The organism is Azospirillum brasilense (assembly GCF_001315015.1).
GTDB classification, from domain to species: Bacteria; Pseudomonadota; Alphaproteobacteria; order Azospirillales; family Azospirillaceae; genus Azospirillum; species Azospirillum brasilense.
In genome coordinates, this window is record NZ_CP012915.1 from 1,722,501 (window position 1) to 1,738,726 (window position 16,226).

Here is a 16,226-nt window from a genome sequence, read left to right on the forward strand (position 1 = left end):
CAAGCCGTGTACCGAAGCTGCGGATGTGATCTCTGATCACGTGGTAGCGGAGCGTTCCGTAAGCCTGCGAAGGGTGTCCGTGAGGCCGCCTGGAGGTATCGGAAGTGAGAATGCTGACATGAGTAGCGACAAACAGTGTGAGAAACACTGTCGCCGAAAGTCCAAGGGTTCCTGCGCAAGGTTAATCCACGCAGGGTGAGCCGGCCCCTAAGGCGAGGCCGAAAGGCGTAGTCGATGGGAACCACGTTAATATTCGTGGGCCAGCGGGTGTGTGACGAATGGGAAAGCGTGTCGGGCCTTATCGGATTGGCCCGGCTGGGGACCCGTTCCAGGAAACAGCCCCCGCATCAGACCGTACCCCAAACCGACACAGGTGGACTGGTAGAGTATACCCAGGCGCTTGAGAGAATGGTGTTGAAGGAACTCGGCAAATTGCCCTCGTAACTTCGGAAGAAGAGGGCCCCGTCGCGGCGCAAGCCGGGGCGGGGGGCACAGACCAGGGGGTGGCGACTGTTTACTAAAAACACAGGGCTCTGCGAAGCCGTACAAGGCGACGTATAGGGTCTGACGCCTGCCCGGTGCCGGAAGGTTAAGAGGAGGGGTTCACGCTCCGAATTGAAGCCCCGGTAAACGGCGGCCGTAACTATAACGGTCCTAAGGTAGCGAAATTCCTTGTCGGGTAAGTTCCGACCTGCACGAATGGCGTAACGACTTCCCCGCTGTCTCCAACACCAACTCAGCGAAATTGAACTCTCCGTGAAGATGCGGAGTACCCGCGGTCAGACGGAAAGACCCCGTGCACCTTTACTACAGCTTTGCAGTGGTGCTAGGGATCTCATGTGTAGGATAGGTGGGAGGCTAGGAAACCCGGGCGCCAGCTCGGGTGGAGCCACCCTTGAAATACCACCCTTGAGGTCTCTGGCATCTAACCGCGCTCCGTTGATCCGGAGCCGGGACCCTGCATGGCGGGTAGTTTGACTGGGGCGGTCGCCTCCCAAAGTGTAACGGAGGCGCGCGATGGTGGGCTCAGAGCGGTCGGAAATCGCTCGACGAGTGCAATGGCATAAGCCCGCCTGACTGCAAGACAGACAAGTCGAGCAGAGACGAAAGTCGGCCATAGTGATCCGGTGGTTCCACGTGGACGGGCCATCGCTCAACGGATAAAAGGTACGCCGGGGATAACAGGCTGATGACTCCCAAGAGTCCATATCGACGGAGTCGTTTGGCACCTCGATGTCGGCTCATCACATCCTGGGGCTGGAGCAGGTCCCAAGGGTTCGGCTGTTCGCCGATTAAAGTGGTACGTGAGCTGGGTTTAGAACGTCGTGAGACAGTTCGGTCCCTATCTGCCGTGGGTGTCGGAGTTTTGCGAGGATCTGTCCCTAGTACGAGAGGACCGGGATGGACATACCTCTGGTGCACCGGTTGTCACGCCAGTGGCATGGCCGGGTAGCTAAGTATGGACGGGATAACCGCTGAAAGCATCTAAGCGGGAAACCCACCTCAAAACCAGAACTCCCTTGAGAGCCGTGACAGACCATCACGTCGATAGGAGGCATGTGGACGGGCGGCAACGCCTGAAGCTGAGCCTTACTAATCGCTCGATCGGCTTGATCCTTCCCAGTCGGTAGCCCGCGCGCAGCGGCAAGCCCTGGGCGCACGAGCCAACACCGCAAAGAACAAGAGCAAACGTCCTCGCTCAAACGAAACCCTCTGCCGTCCCTGTCCGGATGGTTCGCGTGTGCCTTGGTGACCTGGTGGTCATGGCGAGGCTCCCAACACCCGATCCCATTCCGAACTCGGCCGTGAAACGCCTCAGCGCCGATGGTACTGCGTCTTAAGACGTGGGAGAGTAGGTCGCCGCCAGGTCACCACGGCACACGCCAAACCAAAACGGACGTGGACGCAGCAGGCTTCAAGCACACTTGACAATCGGCTTCATGAACGGCAAGGCCGGCGCTTTTCCCCACGGGAAGCGCCGGCTTTTCGTCGTGTCCGGCGTGCCGGCGCGGGCTCCCTCCCTAACCCTCCCCCGCCACCGGCGGGGGAGGGGATTATGGGGATGGGGATTGGTTGCCGGGACGGTGGTCAAGCTGGGTGAGGATCGTCTGGGCCTCGGTCAGCAAGGCGTCGCGGACGCGGATGTATTGGTCGAGGGAGCTTCCGGATCGTTGCCGCGCCTGCAAAGCGGCGATCTGGATGTCGAGCGCGTCGAGATCGCGGTCGATGCATTTCAGCGCGTCGCGCGCCCGTTGCTCTTCCTGCGCGTTCATGGCCACTCCTCCCGTGTCTGGTCTGGATTTCCGGCGAATCGCATCCGAACGAGGTACGGCTTTTTGTTTTGATCTCCCTGGCACTGCTTTTGCTGAACGAGTTCCGTTCACGAGCGTCCGCTCGGCAAGCTGAGAGGGAGACTACGATGGCGTCACGCGGAATCAATGCCGGTTTGGTGATTACGGTCGCTCAGAGTGCCATCGACTTTCTGTGGTCGCATTGGGACGGCTCGTCCAAATCCGTCCGCTCGGCGCTGATGGCCTCGGAATTCTGGACGTTGCAAGCCTATGGCCGGCATGGCCAGTGGGTGCAGTCGGTCACCCGCGACGCGCTGGTCGAGTTTCTCGGCAATTATATCGACCGGCGCATGGAGGTCGGCGACAGCGAGGACCGGGCCGTCGCCACCGCGGTTTACCGTCTCACGGGCAAGACGGTGGGTGCGGTCTGAGCAAGCTAAGGGGCGGCGTGCCTATTTTTTGTCCGGATGCCCATGGGGTGAGCAGCGCTTCCCATGGGCATCCGGGAAGCGGTGTCATTCGGGGTCGGACCACAGCTTGCCGCCGCTGGCCCAATCGCTCTTCTTCACGTCATGGAAGATGACATCGACCGCCTCCGGGCTGCAGCCGAGCACTTCGACCGAGGCGTCGGTGAGCGCCTTGGCGTAGGCGCGCTTTTGCTCCAGCGTGCGGCCTTCGAAAAGCTGAACGTTGATCAGCGGCATAATCGTTCCATCCCCTCTGTTGCGGACCGTGGTCCGGAAAGCTCAAGTCTTGTAGTCCGGGCAGCGCCGGTCCAGGCGTCGCAGCAGCGCCGGCCATTCCAGTTCGCCTTCCGGCTCCGGATCGGCAGTGAGCTGCCGGTAGGTCTTGTCGCACAGCTCCGGCGGCGGCGACACCAGTTCCGCGCCGGCCGCCTGCGCCGCGAGCTGCATCCGGCACGCCTTGTCCAGCATGTCCATCAGGCAGAAGGCCTCCGCCACCGTGCGCCCGGTCACCAGACTGCCGTGGTTGTGGAGCAGCATCGCCCGGCGGGTGCCGAGATTGGCGACGAGGCGGACCTTCTCGCTGTCGGTCAGGGCCAGCCCTTCGTACCGATGATAGGCGAGGTCGCGGTAGAAGCGCAGGGCGTGCTGGGACAGCGGGAGGAGTCCGTCCTTCAGCATCGACACCGCCACCCCCGCCTCGTTGTGGAGGTGCATGACGCAGCGCGCGTCCTCGCGCGCCGCATGGACGGCGCCATGGATGACGAAGCCGGTGGCGTTCACGGTGTGGGGGCTGTCGCCGATGATGGCGCCGTGGATGTCGATCTTCACGAGGTTGGAGGCGGTCACCTCGTCGAAGGTCAGGCAGAAGGGGTTGATGAGGAAGCGCCCCGGCTCCCCCGGCACGGCCAGCGAGATGTGGGTGTAGATCAGATCGTCCCAGCCACGCTCGGCGACCAGACGGTAGGCGGCGGCGAGATCGACCCGCGCTTGCCACTCGGCGTCATTGATGCCGGCATCGGCGATGCGCGGTCCGGCATGGACGAATGATCCGCGGGTGTCGGTCACGGTCGGCTCCCGGTCTGTGCGATGAGCGGAGGAGCTTCGCATGGCGCGGGTTGGTTGTCCAAGCGTGGTGCGGGACTATTCCGGATTTCGGAAATCACTGGCTCGCCCTGGTTGCGGTCCCTTAGACTGAAGGGCTTTCCGACGCCGAGTGCACAGTGATGACCATGACCGCGCCAGTCTCCACCCCGTCCGACCGCAGCGCGCCGGAAGGGGGCCGAATGGAGGACCGGGCGAAGCCCTCCATCCTCGTGGTGGACGACGAGGAGGGCATCTGCAGCTTCCTGTCGCGCGCGCTGGAGCGGCGCGGTTGGCGGGTCGAGGTGGCGGGCAGCGCCGAGGAAGGCGCCCGGACGCTGGAGCGCATTCACGCCGAGGTCATCATCCTCGACGTCGCCCTGCCGGGCCGCTCGGGGCTGGACTGGCTGAAGGAGCTGATGGCCGGCGGCTACGCTGGCGAGGTGATCCTGGTCACCGCCTTCGCCGATATGGACACGGCCATCGACGCCCTGCGCTCCGGCGCCGCGGATTTCGTGCTGAAGCCCTTCCGGGTCGAGCAGATACTCAACTCCATCGACCGCTGCGTCGAGCGCACCCGGCTGACCCGCGAGAACTACGTGCTGCGCCGGCAGCTGTCGAAGAAGGACAGCGGGCGCGACGAGATCGTCGGACGGTCGGACGCCATGATGCGGTTGCGCTCGCTGGTGCAGCGGGTGGCGCCGACCCCGTCCACCGTGCTGATTCAGGGCGAGTCCGGCGTCGGCAAGGAGCTGGTCGCCCGCGCGCTGCACGACCTGTCGCCGCGCGCCGACCGGCCCTTCGTGGCGGTGAATTGTGCGGCGATCTCCGCCGACCTGATCGAGGCGGAGCTGTTCGGCCACGCCCGCGGCGCCTTCACCGGGGCCAAGGACGCGCGCAAGGGGCTGTTCTACTACGCCCACGGCGGCACGCTGTTCCTGGACGAGATCGGCGAGCTGTCGCTGACTTTGCAATCCAAGCTGCTGCGCGTGCTGGAGGAGCGGCGAATCCGCCCGGTCGGCAGCGAGCAGGAGGTGCCGGTGGACGTCCGCGTGGTGACGGCCACCAACCGCGACCTGAAGGCGGAGGCCGCGGCGGGGCGCTTCCGCCCGGACCTGTTCTACCGGCTGGAGGTGATGACCCTAACCATCCCGCCGCTGCGCCAGCGCGCGGTGGACGTGCCGGAGCTGGCCGCGCTGTTCATGCGCTTCCTGCCGGCGCGGCTGGCCGTGCCGCCGCTGACCCTGACGCCGGAGGTCACAAGGGCGCTGATGTGCCATTCCTGGCCCGGCAACGTGCGGGAGCTGCGCAACTTCGTGGAGCGGTCGCTGCTGCTCGGCGAGTTCCCGCTCGACGATCTCGACACCGCCAACGCCGCGGCGGTGGAGGAAGGCTTGGCCGCGGACCCCAGCCTGTGCGCCGCCGCGGTGGCCGGCAACCCGCCCTGCGCGCCCTGTCCGGTCCGCCACGTCCGCATGGACGGCGACAACGACGTGCTGCCGCTGGCCGAGGTGGAGAAGCGCCACATCCTGACCGTGCTGGCGCGCTGCGACGGCAGCAAGACGCGCGCCGCCGACCTGCTGGGCGTGTCGCGCAAGACGCTGGACCGGAAATGCGTGGAATGGGGGGTGTGACGCCCCCATCTCCGGCGCCGCCCCTCAACGCGCCCCGGCCGCATATGCTGAAGCGGCTGGCGGCGGCCTACGCGGAGTCGGTGCGGCTCAAGCTGCTGGCGCTGGTGCTGGCGCCGCTGCTGGTCGGCGCGCCGGTCCTGCTGATGATCGTCTGGGCCTGGGGGACGCAGGGCTACGACCAGCTTCTGGTCAACAAGGTCAGCTCCGACCTGGGGACGGCGCGGCAGTTCTTCGACCGGGTGCAGATGTCGCTGCGCAACGGGCTGGAGGGGGTGGCGACCTCCCACCGGCTGGCCCTGGTGTTGGAGCGCGGGGCGCCCGCCGACCTGCGCCGGCTGCTCGAGGAGGAGGCGGAGGAGCACGGGCTGGACTATCTGCTGCTGCTCGACGCCGGGGGCATGGTGCGGGCGGGCGGGTCCTTCGCCGTCCCGGCGGACCGCAGCGGCTGGTCGGTGGTGCGCGAGGCGCTGCACGGCTATGCGCAGCATGGGCTGGAGGTCTTCGCCCCGGCGGAGCTGGAGGCGCTGAACCCGGCGCTGCGCCGGGCCGCCCACACGCCGCTGGTGCCGACCCGCGCGGCCCGGCCCGATCCGCGCAATGTCGAAAGTCATGGGGCCGAGGATCGCGGGCTGGTCATCCAGGTCGCCATTCCCTTCGACGGGCCGGACGGCCGGCTGCTCGGGGTGCTGGAAGGCGGGGTGCTGCTGAACGGCAACCAGGGCATCGTCGACCGGCTGAACACCATCGTCTATCAGGACGCCTCGCTGCCGCTGGGCAGCCAGGGCACGGCCACGCTGTTCCTGGGTGACACCCGCATCGCCACCAACGTCCGGCTTTTCGAAGGGCAGCGGGCGCTGGGCACGCGGGCGTCGCAGGCGGTGGCGGACAAGGTGCTGGACCGCGGCGAGCCATGGCTGGGCTCGGCCTTCGTGGTCAACGACACCTATGTGTCGGGCTATCAGCCATTGGCTGACACCGGCGGGCGGCGGATCGGGATGCTCTATGTCGGGTTCCTGGAATCGCCGCTGCGCGACACCCTGTACAAGGCGCTGGCCGGGCTGTTCCTGCTGTTCCTGCTGGTGTCGGGGCTGGGGACGCTGGTGGGGCTGCGCGGCGCGCGGGCGATCTTCCATCCGCTGGAGCGCATGGCCGGCGTCATCGTCCGCATTGAGAGGGGTGAGGATTCCGCGCGCATCGGCCCGACCGCCAGCCGGGACGAGCTGGGGCGGCTGGCCCGCGCCTTCGACCATCTGCTGGATTCCGTGGCGGCGCGGCGGTGGGAGCTTCAGCGCTCCGCCGAGGAGCTGGACCGCAAGGTGGCGCTGCGCACCGCCGCGCTGGAGGAGGCCAACGCCACCCTGCGCCGCGCCCAGCAGCAGCTGGTGATGAACGAGAAGCTGACCGCCATCGGCGAGCTGACCGCCGGGGTGGCGCACGAGATCAACAACCCGGTCGCGGTGATCCAGGGCAACCTCGACCTGCTGCGCGAGGTGCTGGGCGACGGGATCGAGCCGGTGCGCCAGGAGGTCCGGCTGATCGACGAGCAGACCTGGCGCATCCACGCCATCGTGACCAAGCTGCTGCAATTCGCCCGGCCCGGCGACTTCGCCGGCTACGCCGAGCCGACCGACGTGAACGGCGTGCTGTCCGACTGTCTGGTGCTGACCCGGCACAACCTGAACCGGGCGCGGGTCGTGGTGACGCTGAAGGCCCAGGCGGACGGCCCCGTGGAGATGAACCGCGGCGAGCTTCAGCAGGTGCTGATCAACCTGATCGTCAACGCCATGCAGGCGATGCCGGAGGGCGGCCGCCTGACTCTGGACAGCCGCGACATCGGCCCGGACGAGCGTCTGCCGGGGGCGGAGCCCTTCGAAGGGGTGCTGGTGGGGGTCGAGGACACCGGCCACGGCATCGCGGCGGGCGATCTGGCCCGCATCTTCGACCCCTTCTTCACCACCAAGAAGCAGACCGGGACGGGGCTCGGCCTGTCGATCAGCTACGCCATCGTCCAGCGCTACGGCGGGCGGATCACGGTGGAGAGCGTTCCGGGGCGCAGCACCCGCTTCACCCTGTGGCTGCGGCGGCAGGCCGTCTATTCCGACCAGCCGACCGCGCCCTTCTTCGCCGCCCAGCGGATCACCGCGGGGGGCTGACGCCCCGTCGTGCTACCCAGCAACCGCCAGGAACGGGTTGACGCCGATGCGGCGGTACTCCTCCTCGCCCAGCAGCAGGTCGAGCGCCAGGGTAGCGAGGTCGTCGGCCACCGGGTCGAGGTCCGGCGCCTTTTCCAGGAACAGCAGCTTCAGATAGCTGTGGCAGGCGTCGCAGGTCTCCGCCCGCACCGCGCCGTTGGCCTCCGTGCCGTCCGCCCCTTCGACGAAGCGCTGGGAGACGTCCTTGCCGTCGCCGCAGGCCACGCAGGACGAGCGCACATGGTGCCAGGCGGTGTGGCAGATTCCGCAATGGAGATAGCGCAGGCCGCCGCTTTCCATGCCGACCTGCAGCACGCCGGCGACCGGCGCGCCGCCGCAGACCGGGCAGGCGGTGGCGGTGGCGTGGGTGGTCACCGACGCCGGGTCGAGCGCCGCGGCGTGGCGCGTCCAGGCGGTCTGGAAGGCCGCGGCCAGGAAGGGCGCCGCGGCGAGGTCGCCGTCCTCCAGAGCGTCGCCGGCCCAGCGCCCGGCCAGCGCCTCCAGGGTGTCGGCGTCGGACGCGGCGAGCGCGGTCAGGGCTTCGCGCGCACCGCCGGGCAGGGTGTCCAGCCGGTCGGCCAGGGCGCGCAGGTCGGCGGCCCACTGCTCCTCCGGCGGCAGGATGGCGGGGGTGGCGGCCACTGCCGCCTGGGCGTCGGCCAGCGCGGCGACGAAGCGCAGCCAGTCGCCCATGGCGTGCCCCTCCGCCAGCGTGCGCAGGCGTGCCGCCCGCCGGGCGAAGATCGCCGTGTCGGGCAGGCGCAGCGGGGACGGCGACTGGCCCGGCACCAGACCGGCGGCGGCCATGGCGGCGGCAGTCGCTTCGGACATCGCCGCTTCGGAAATCGGGGCGTCGGAGGAGGAGGCGGTCATGGTGGCTTTCCCGGTCACGGATCACGAACGATGAGAAGGGATAGCACAGCGCAAGAACGGTGCCAGGGCCATGAGTAACCCTCTCCCCTCTGGGGAGAGGGTGGCCCGAAGGGCTGGTGAGGGGGATGCGCGTGTGCCGAACGATCCGCCACGCGCAACCCCCTCACCCTAACCCTCTCCCCAGAGGGGAGAGGGAACTTTCATTGCGACCCACCCCCCGACAGATTGTCCTCCACACAAACGTTATGGACATTTTGTCCATCGCCGGCTGGACAAAATGTCCCTCGGCGCGGTGCGGGCATGACGGTTCCGTCCGTGCGGCCCAGCAAAGTCCCCGCATTCCGCTGTAAGCCCCGGCTGGCACGGAATCTGCCCTTTGGAGGATGCGCCGCTTCAGCCGGGTCACCCCGAACGGTGCGGCGCCACCGGCTCCAGGCGCTCAAGCGCCGGGCCGGCACATCCTGACACCAGGGCCGACATCAGGGAGGTTTCATGCCCATCACACCCATGCAGGTATCACGGCGGCAGTTCTTGAAGGTCACGGCGGGCGGTCTCGCCGCCTCCAGCATGGGGGTTCTGGGCTTCCTGCCGTCCGAGGCGCTGGCCGAGGTGCGCCAGTTCCGCCTCGCCCGCGCCAAGGAGATCCGCAACACCTGTCCCTACTGCTCGGTCGGCTGCGGCCTGCTGATGTACAGCCTGGGCGACGGCGCCAAGAACGCCAAGGCCGAGATCATCCACATCGAGGGCGACCCCGACCATCCGGTCAGCCGCGGCTCGCTCTGCCCGAAGGGCGCCGGCCTGCTGGACTTCATCCACAGCCCGAACCGCCTGAAGCACCCGGAGGTCCGCGAGGCCGGGTCGAACAGCTGGAAGCGCATCTCGTGGCATGAGGCGATCGGGCGCATCGCCCGCCACATCAAGGACGACCGCGACGCCAACTTCGTCACCAGGACCGCCGACGGCGTGACGGTGAACCGCTGGCTGTCCACCGCCATGCTGACCGCGTCGGCGTCGTCCAACGAGACGGGCATCCTGACGCAGAAGGTCATGCGGTCGCTGGGCATCGTCGGCACCGACGCGCAGGCCCGCGTCTGCCACGGCCCGACCGTGTCGGCGCTGGCCTCGACCTTCGGGCGCGGGGCGATGACCAACAGCTGGGTGGACATCTCCAACGCCGACTTCATCCTGATCATGGGCGGCAACCCGGCGGAGGCGCACCCGGTCGGCTTCAAGTGGGCGGTTGAGGCGAAGAAGCGCGGCGCGCGCATCGTCGTCGTCGACCCGCGCTACAACCGCTCCGCCGCGGTGGCCGACGAGTATCTGCCGATCCGCGCCGGCTCCGACATCGTGTTCCTGGGCGGCGTCATCAACTGGCTGGTCGCCAACGACAAGATCCAGTGGGACTATGTCCGCGCCTACACCAACGCCTCCTACATCGTGAAGGAAGGCTTCGGGTTCGAGGACGGGCTGTTCAGCGGCTATGACGCGGCCAAGGGCCAGTACGACCGCTCCAGCTGGAATTACGAGTTCGAGGCGGACGGCACGACGGCGAAGACCGACCCGACGCTCCAGCATCCGCGCTGCGTGTGGAACCTGATGAAGGCCCACTACGCGCGCTACACGCCGGAACTGGTCGAGGACCTGACCGGCACGCCGAAGGACGGCTTCCTGCGCGTCTGCCAGCATCTCGGCTCCACGGCGGTGCGCGACCGGGTCGGCACGATCCTCTACGCGCTGGGCTGGACGCAGCACACGGTGGGCGCCCAGAACATCCGCAGCATGGCGATGATCCAACTCCTGCTGGGCAACATCGGCATGCCGGGCGGCGGCGTGAACGCGCTGCGCGGCCACTCCAACATCCAGGGCCTGTCCGACCTCGGCCTGCTGTCCACCAACCTGCCGGGCTATCTGACCCTGCCTTCGGAGAAGGCGCACCCGACCTTCGCCGACTACATCGCCAAGACCGCGCCGAAGGCGCAGGCGCCGGGCCAGCTGAACTTCTGGGCCAACACGCCGAAATTCTTCGTCAGCCTGCTGAAGTGGTTCTGGGGCGACAAGGCGACGGCGGAGAACAATTGGGGCTACGACTGGCTGCCCAAGTGGGACAGGATGTACGACGTGCTGCAGGTCATGGACCTGATGCACAACGGCAAGGTCAACGGCTTCATCGTCCAGGGCTTCAACCCGCTGACCTCCTTCCCGGACGCGCGCAAGACGGCGGCGGACTTCGCCAAGCTGAAATACATGGTGGTGATCGACCCGATCGCCACGGAAACCGCCTCCTTCTGGCAGAACCACAGCGAGGTCAACGAGGTCGACACCGCGTCGATCAAGACCGAGGTGTTCCGCCTGCCCTCGACCTGCTTCGCCGAGGAAGACGGCGCCATCGTCAACTCCTCGCGCTGGCTGCAGTGGCACTGGAAGGGCGCCAATCCGCCGGGCGAGGCGAAGACCGACCAAGAGATCCTGGCCGAGCTGTTCATGGCCGTCCGCAGCCTCTACGCCAAGGAGGGCGGCACCGCGCCGGAGCCGATCCTCAACCTCTCCTGGCCCTACAAGAACCCGCTGGAGCCGACGCCGGAGGAGCTGGCGAAGGAGCTGAACGGCCGCGCGCTGGCCGACATCCCCGACCCCAAGGACCCGACCAAGTTCCTCGCCCGCAAGGGGGAGCAGCTTCCCAACTTCGCCCTGCTGCGCGACGACGGCACGACGATGAGCGCCTGCTGGATCTTCGCCGGCTGCTGGACGCAGGCGGGCAACCAAATGGCCCGGCGCGACAACACCGACGCGGGCCTCGGCAACACGCCGGGCTGGGCCTGGGCGTGGCCGGCCAACCGCCGCATCATCTACAACCGCGCCTCCTGCGACCCGTCGGGCAAGCCCTGGGACCCCAAGCGCAATCTGATCGCGTGGAACGGCACCGCCTGGGCGGGCGCCGACGTGCCGGACTTCAAGGTGGACTCGCCGCCGGCCGACGGCATGAACCCCTTCATCATGAACCCGGAGGGCGTCGGGCGGCTGTTCTGCACCGACAAGCTGGTGGACGGCCCCTTCCCCGAGCATTACGAGCCGATGGAAAGCCCGCTCGGCACCAACCCGCTGCACCCGAAGGTGGTCAGCAGCCCGGCGGTGCGCATCTTCAAGGCCGACCGCGAGCGTCTGGGCACCCATGACCAGTTCCCCTATGTCGGCACCACCTACCGCCTGACCGAGCATTTCCAGTTCTGGACCAAGAGCGTGCGGCTGAACGCCATCGCACAGCCGGAGCAGTTCGTGGAGATCGGCGAGACGCTGGCGGCGGAGAAGGGCATCCAGGCCGGCGACTGGGTCCAGGTCTCCTCCAAGCGCGGCCACATCAAGGCCAAGGCGGTGGTGACCAAGCGCATCAAGGCCCTGAAGGTGGCGGGCCGCACCGTCCACCAGATCGGCATCCCCCTGCACTGGGGCTGGGAGACGGTGGCCAGGAAGGGCTTCCTGTCCAACACGCTGCCGCCCGCCGTCGGCGACTGCAACACCCAGACCCCGGAATACAAGGCGTTCCTCGTGAACGTCGAGAAGATCGGAGTGGCGTAAGTCATGGCACTGCAATCCCTCGATATCCTGCGCCGGTCCGCCACCCCGACGCCGACCCCGCAGGCCCGCAACCCGCAGGAAGTGGCCAAGCTGATCGACACCACGGTCTGCATCGGCTGCAAGGCCTGCCAGGTCGCCTGCTCGGAATGGAACGAGCTGCGCGCCGAGGTCGGCACCTGCGTCGGCGTCTACGACAACCCGACCGACCTGTCCTCGCAGGCCTGGACGGTCATGCGCTTCAACGAGGTGGAGGAGAAGGGCAAGCTGGAGTGGCTGATCCGCAAGGACGGCTGCATGCACTGCGCCGACCCCGGCTGTCTGAAGGCCTGCCCGTCGCCGGGCGCCATCGTGCAGTTCAAGAACGGCATCGTGGACTTCCACCAGGAGAACTGCATCGGCTGCGGCTATTGCATCTCCGGCTGCCCGTTCAACGTGCCGCGCCTCAGCCCGGCCGACAGCAAGGCCTACAAGTGCAACCTGTGCTCCGACCGCGTGGCGGTGGGGCAGGAGCCGGCCTGCGTCAAGACCTGCCCGACCGGGGCCATCCAGTTCGGCAGCAAGGAGGACATGATCGAGGTCGCCCAGACCCGCATCACCGACCTCCAGTCGCGCGGCTACGACCAGGCGGGCCTCTACGACCCCGCCGGGGTGGGCGGCACCCACGTCATGTACGTGCTGCACCACGCCGACAAGCCGGCGCTCTACTCCGGCCTGCCGGACAACCCGTCGATCAGCGCCGTCGTCGGGGTGTGGAAGGGCATGCTGAAGCCGCTGGCGACGCTGGGCGTCGCCGCCGCCGGCCTGTTCGGCTTCTTCCATTACATCACGGTCGGCCCGAACCGCGCCGATGACGAGGACGAGGCGGATCACGGCACGCCGCCGGTCCCGCCCGCTCAAGGAACCAAGCATAAGGAACGGGAGAACGCGCTGTGAAGACGTCGGAAAAGCTGATCCAACGCTACTGCGCCGCGGAGCGCATCAACCACTGGATCGTGGCGGTCTGCTTCGTGCTGCTCGCCATCTCCGGGCTGGCCTTCTTCTACCCGGCCTTCTTCTGGCTGACCGGCGTGTTCGGCACGCCGCAGCTCGCCCGCATCGTCCATCCCTTCGTCGGGGTGGTGATGTTCCTGGCCTTCGCCCGCCAGTTCTTCCGCTACGCCCACCACAACCTCATCAACAAGGAGGATGTGACGTGGATGATGTCGGTGAGGGAGGTGATGAAGGGCAACGAGGTCGGCGACATCGGCCGCTACAACGGCGGCCAGAAGGGCATGTTCTGGGTCATGGTGCTGTGCATGATCCTGCTGCTGGTGTCGGGGGTGATCGCGTGGCGGCCCTATTTCGCGGGCTATTTTCCGATTCCGATCATCCGCGTGGCGCTTCTGGTCCACGCCGCCAGCGCGCTGGTGCTGATCGCCAGCATCATCGTCCATGTCTACGCCGCCCTGTGGGTGCAGGGCACGATCCGCGCGATGGTCGAGGGCGTGGTCACCCACGCGTGGGCGCGCAAGCACCATCCGCGCTGGTTCCGTCAGGTGACCGGCAAGGAAACCGGGCATTGATCGCCTGAGGGCGCTCTTAGCCCTCTCCCCTCAGGGGAGAGGGGAATTCCTAAGAAGGATACCGCCATGAGCCTCGCCACGGACCTCGCCGCTCCGTCCACCACCCACCGCATGACCGTCCTGCGGCTGGGGCCGGATGCTGCACAGCTCTGCGACGACGCGGTGGTGGAGGAGGTGCCCGTCGCCATCGCCTACAACGGCATCGTCCATGCGGTGATGCTGGCGACCCCGGACGACCTGGAGGAGTTCGGCCTCGGCTTCTCCCTGACGGAGGGGATCATCGCCGACGCGGAGGAGCTGGAAAGCCTGCGGGTGGTGGAGGGCTGCGACGGGATCGAGGTGCGCATGGAGATCCCGATGGAGCGCTTCATGGCGCTGAAGGGCAAGCGGCGGAGCATCGCCGGACGGTCGGGCTGTGGAGTCTGCGGGGTGGAGAGCCTCCAGGCCATCGCCCGGTCCGGCCAGCCCGTCCCTTCGGGCGGGCGGCTGTCGGTCGGTGCGGTGGAGCGCGCGCTGCCCCGCTTCGCCGAGCGGCAGACCCTGCACCGCGCCACCGGGGCGGCCCACGGCGTCGCCTGGGTGGACGCGGCGGGGGAGATCCTGGCGGTGCGCGAGGATGTCGGCCGCCACAACGCGCTGGACAAGCTGATCGGCTGGCTGGTGCGCACGGGCGTGGACCGGCGGGGCGGCTTCGTCCTGACCTCCAGCCGCGCCAGCTACGAGCTGGTGCAGAAGGCTGCCCGGCTGGGCATCAGCGGGCTGGTCGCCATCTCCGCCCCCACCGGCATGGCGGTGCGCATGGCGGAAAGCTGCGGCGTGTCGCTGGCCGGCTTCGCCCGTGGCAACCGGCTGGTCGTCTACAGCCACGGCGACCGCTGGGTGTAGGCGGCTCCGCGACGGATGTCGCGGGGGAAGGTTGGCTTACGCCCCCTCTCCCTTTTCCCCATCATTCCCCTCGCCCTCGCGCAGCCGCTCCAGGACTTGGCGCAGATCACCGGGGTGGAGGGGCTTGTGCAGGAAGGAGCAGCCGCGGCGCTGGCCTTCCAGAAGGGCGCTCTGGGCCGTCTCGCCGCTGAGAACCACGGCGGGAATCTCCTGCCCGTACAGGCGGCGCACCCGATCGATCACGTCGAAGCCGGACACCTTTCCCGGCAGCCGCAGGTCGGTCAGGATGACCGACGGCGGGTCCGGCAGCGCATCAAGCACCGCGAAGACCTCCCGCATGTCGCCTGCGGCGGCGACGGTGCAGCCCCAGCTTTCCAGAATCATCTGCAGGCCGGTCAGCACCATCGCCTCGTCGTCCACGGCCAGCACGGTCATCCCGGTCAGGGGCGGCGCCGAGGCGGTGGAGGGCGGCGGGGAAATGTGGCTGCACGGCGGTTCGGCCAGCGGGCTCGCGGCCTCCAGCGAGACGGAGAAGACGGTGCCGCGCCCGATGCGCGACCGCACCTCCACCTGAAGGCCGAGAAGCTCGGCCAGCCGGCGCACGATGGCGAGGCCGAGGCCGAGCCCGCGGGTGGGGTCGCGGTTGGGATTCTGGAGCTGGTGGAACTCGTCGAAGATGGCGGTCAGCTGCTCCTCGGGGATGCCGAAGCCGGTGTCCCACACGTCGATGCGCCAGCGGTTGCCGCGCCGCCGCATGGCGAGGAGCAGGCCGCCGTGCCGGGTGTAGCGGATGGCGTTGGTCAGCAGATTGCGCATCACCCGGCCGAACAGCACCGGGTCGGTCTTCACCGCGCCGGGGCACAGGCGGGCGCGCAGGCGCAGGCCCTTCTCCTCGCTTTGCGGGCGGAACTCCTCGACGAGCTGGCCCAGAAGCTCGTCCAGGGAAACCGTCTGCGGGTCCGGCGTCACCGTGCCGGCGTCCAGCGTGGAGATGTCGAGCAGCGCGTTCAGCAGCCGCTCGCCTGCGGTCATGGCGTTGCCCAGCATCTCGGCCGTGCTCAGCGCCTTCTCGTCGCTGATCTGGCTGCACAGCGCGTCGAGGAACAGGCGCATCGCCTGAAAGGGCTGGCGCAGGTCGTGGCTGGCCGAGGCCAGGAAGCGGGAGCGCGCGGCGGTGGTCCGTTCGATCTCCGCGCGCATCGCCCGCTCCATGCGGGCGACGACCCGGTCGTCGGGGGCCGCATGGGTGGCCAGAGCCAGCACGGCGACCGTCTGCCCGTCCTGGATCAGCGGCACGCCCTCGAACGCCGCGGGGTCGGCGTCGCCCACGGGCAGAAGCTCGATGCCGACCGGCTCCCCGGTGTCGCCGGAGAACAGCGGATCGACGGCGCCCAGCACCGCCGGCCAGACCGGCCCGAACCAGGCCGGGGCCGGCTGCCCGCCCACCGCCGGCTCCTTGCCGAGGAGGGCGCAGAGCGCGTCGTTGGCGAAAAGGGTGGCGGCGTGCGACGGCCCGGTCAGAACGAAGGCCGGCAACGCGGCGGCGCGGCAGACGCGCAGCGCGTTCTCCACGCACTCCGTCTCCGCTGGCGCGGCGTCGATGCTGGTCCTGTTCCTATGCCGAGGCATCACGTCGGTCTCTCTCTACCCGCTAGAGCTGAAGGTGAAG

General features: G+C 68.1%; 12 protein-coding genes and 2 rRNA genes (1 of these 14 only partly in view). 9 read left to right on the plus strand and 5 right to left on the minus strand.

The window, feature by feature from the left end; all coding sequences use genetic code 11:
* A 23S ribosomal RNA gene (locus tag AMK58_RS21510) occupies positions 1 to 1,618 on the plus strand (it extends 1,129 nt beyond the left edge of the window).
* A gap of 135 nt (positions 1,619 to 1,753) precedes the next feature.
* Positions 1,754 to 1,869 (plus strand): 5S ribosomal RNA (rrf, locus tag AMK58_RS21515).
* A 185-nt stretch (positions 1,870 to 2,054) separates the two neighbouring features.
* On the opposite strand, the gene AMK58_RS21520 is transcribed toward rrf, so the two are convergent.
* The gene (locus tag AMK58_RS21520) at positions 2,055 to 2,273 is read right to left on the minus strand and encodes a hypothetical protein (RefSeq protein WP_035669964.1); all 219 of its coding nucleotides are present in this window, start codon (positions 2,271 to 2,273) and stop codon (positions 2,055 to 2,057) included.
* Between the two features lie 146 nt (positions 2,274 to 2,419).
* Between AMK58_RS21520 and AMK58_RS21525 the strand changes: the two genes are divergently transcribed.
* Positions 2,420 to 2,722: a hypothetical protein gene (locus AMK58_RS21525; protein ID WP_014197964.1), complete on the plus strand. Its 303-nt coding sequence runs from the start codon at positions 2,420 to 2,422 to the stop codon at positions 2,720 to 2,722.
* An 84-nt stretch (positions 2,723 to 2,806) separates the two neighbouring features.
* Here AMK58_RS21525 and AMK58_RS21530 read toward each other — a convergent pair whose 3' ends face one another.
* On the minus strand, positions 2,807 to 2,995 hold the full coding sequence (locus AMK58_RS21530) for a 4-oxalocrotonate tautomerase (RefSeq protein WP_035669961.1): 189 nt from the start codon (positions 2,993 to 2,995) through the stop codon (positions 2,807 to 2,809).
* Between the two features lie 42 nt (positions 2,996 to 3,037).
* Complete coding sequence (locus tag AMK58_RS21535; protein WP_079285801.1) at positions 3,038 to 3,823, minus strand: class II aldolase/adducin family protein; 786 nt, start codon at positions 3,821 to 3,823, stop codon at positions 3,038 to 3,040.
* 158 nt (positions 3,824 to 3,981) lie between these two features.
* Between AMK58_RS21535 and AMK58_RS21540 the strand changes: the two genes are divergently transcribed.
* Together AMK58_RS21540 and AMK58_RS21545 are read left to right on the plus strand one after the other, a co-directional pair.
* Entirely contained in the window at positions 3,982 to 5,472 is a 1,491-nt protein-coding gene (locus tag AMK58_RS21540) for a sigma-54-dependent transcriptional regulator (RefSeq protein ID WP_035669958.1), read from the plus strand.
* Between the two features lie 44 nt (positions 5,473 to 5,516).
* Entirely contained in the window at positions 5,517 to 7,625 is a 2,109-nt protein-coding gene (locus AMK58_RS21545; protein ID WP_059399394.1) for a sensor histidine kinase, read from the plus strand.
* Positions 7,626 to 7,637: 12 nt separating this feature from the next.
* Here the strand turns inward: AMK58_RS21545 and fdhE are convergent, their stop codons facing one another.
* Positions 7,638 to 8,537: a formate dehydrogenase accessory protein FdhE gene (gene fdhE / locus AMK58_RS21550; RefSeq protein ID WP_059399395.1), complete on the minus strand. Its 900-nt coding sequence runs from the start codon at positions 8,535 to 8,537 to the stop codon at positions 7,638 to 7,640.
* 507 nt (positions 8,538 to 9,044) lie between these two features.
* Here fdhE and fdnG point away from each other — a divergent pair.
* The 4 genes from fdnG to fdhD all read left to right on the plus strand — a co-directional run bounded on the left by fdnG (position 9,045) and on the right by fdhD (position 14,557).
* Positions 9,045 to 12,110 carry a formate dehydrogenase-N subunit alpha gene (gene fdnG, locus AMK58_RS21555; RefSeq protein ID WP_079285213.1) on the plus strand — a complete coding sequence of 1,022 codons (3,066 nt, stop codon included), beginning with the start codon at positions 9,045 to 9,047 and terminating at the stop codon, positions 12,108 to 12,110.
* 3 nt (positions 12,111 to 12,113) lie between these two features.
* Positions 12,114 to 13,043, plus strand: coding sequence for a formate dehydrogenase subunit beta (gene fdxH / locus AMK58_RS21560; protein WP_035677773.1), 930 nt, complete (start codon positions 12,114 to 12,116; stop codon positions 13,041 to 13,043).
* A complete protein-coding gene (locus tag AMK58_RS21565; RefSeq protein ID WP_035677771.1) occupies positions 13,040 to 13,672 on the plus strand; it encodes a formate dehydrogenase subunit gamma in 633 nt (210 codons plus the stop codon). The genes fdxH and AMK58_RS21565 overlap by 4 nt, the downstream gene beginning before the upstream one ends.
* Positions 13,673 to 13,738: 66 nt before the next feature.
* On the plus strand, positions 13,739 to 14,557 hold the full coding sequence (gene fdhD, locus AMK58_RS21570) for a formate dehydrogenase accessory sulfurtransferase FdhD (RefSeq protein WP_035677768.1): 819 nt from the start codon (positions 13,739 to 13,741) through the stop codon (positions 14,555 to 14,557).
* A 36-nt stretch (positions 14,558 to 14,593) separates the two neighbouring features.
* Here the strand turns inward: fdhD and AMK58_RS21575 are convergent, their stop codons facing one another.
* Positions 14,594 to 16,186 carry a hybrid sensor histidine kinase/response regulator gene (locus tag AMK58_RS21575; protein ID WP_236778260.1) on the minus strand — a complete coding sequence of 531 codons (1,593 nt, stop codon included), beginning with the start codon at positions 16,184 to 16,186 and terminating at the stop codon, positions 14,594 to 14,596.
* Positions 16,187 to 16,226 lie beyond the last annotated feature (40 nt).

Coding starts and splice junctions, on each gene's coding strand:
- AMK58_RS21520 (WP_035669964.1), bottom strand. CDS start 2,273: ATGAACGCGCAGGAAGAGCAACGGGCGCGCGACGCGCTGAAATGCATC.
- AMK58_RS21525 (WP_014197964.1), top strand. CDS start 2,420: ATGGCGTCACGCGGAATCAATGCCGGTTTGGTGATTACGGTCGCTCAG.
- AMK58_RS21530 (WP_035669961.1), bottom strand. CDS start 2,995: ATGCCGCTGATCAACGTTCAGCTTTTCGAAGGCCGCACGCTGGAGCAA.
- AMK58_RS21540 (WP_035669958.1), top strand. CDS start 3,982: ATGACCATGACCGCGCCAGTCTCCACCCCGTCCGACCGCAGCGCGCCG.
- AMK58_RS21545 (WP_059399394.1), top strand. CDS start 5,517: ATGCTGAAGCGGCTGGCGGCGGCCTACGCGGAGTCGGTGCGGCTCAAG.
- fdhE (WP_059399395.1), bottom strand. CDS start 8,537: ATGACCGCCTCCTCCTCCGACGCCCCGATTTCCGAAGCGGCGATGTCC.
- fdnG (WP_079285213.1), top strand. CDS start 9,045: ATGCAGGTATCACGGCGGCAGTTCTTGAAGGTCACGGCGGGCGGTCTC.
- fdxH (WP_035677773.1), top strand. CDS start 12,114: ATGGCACTGCAATCCCTCGATATCCTGCGCCGGTCCGCCACCCCGACG.
- fdhD (WP_035677768.1), top strand. CDS start 13,739: ATGAGCCTCGCCACGGACCTCGCCGCTCCGTCCACCACCCACCGCATG.
- AMK58_RS21575 (WP_236778260.1), bottom strand. CDS start 16,186: ATGCCTCGGCATAGGAACAGGACCAGCATCGACGCCGCGCCAGCGGAG.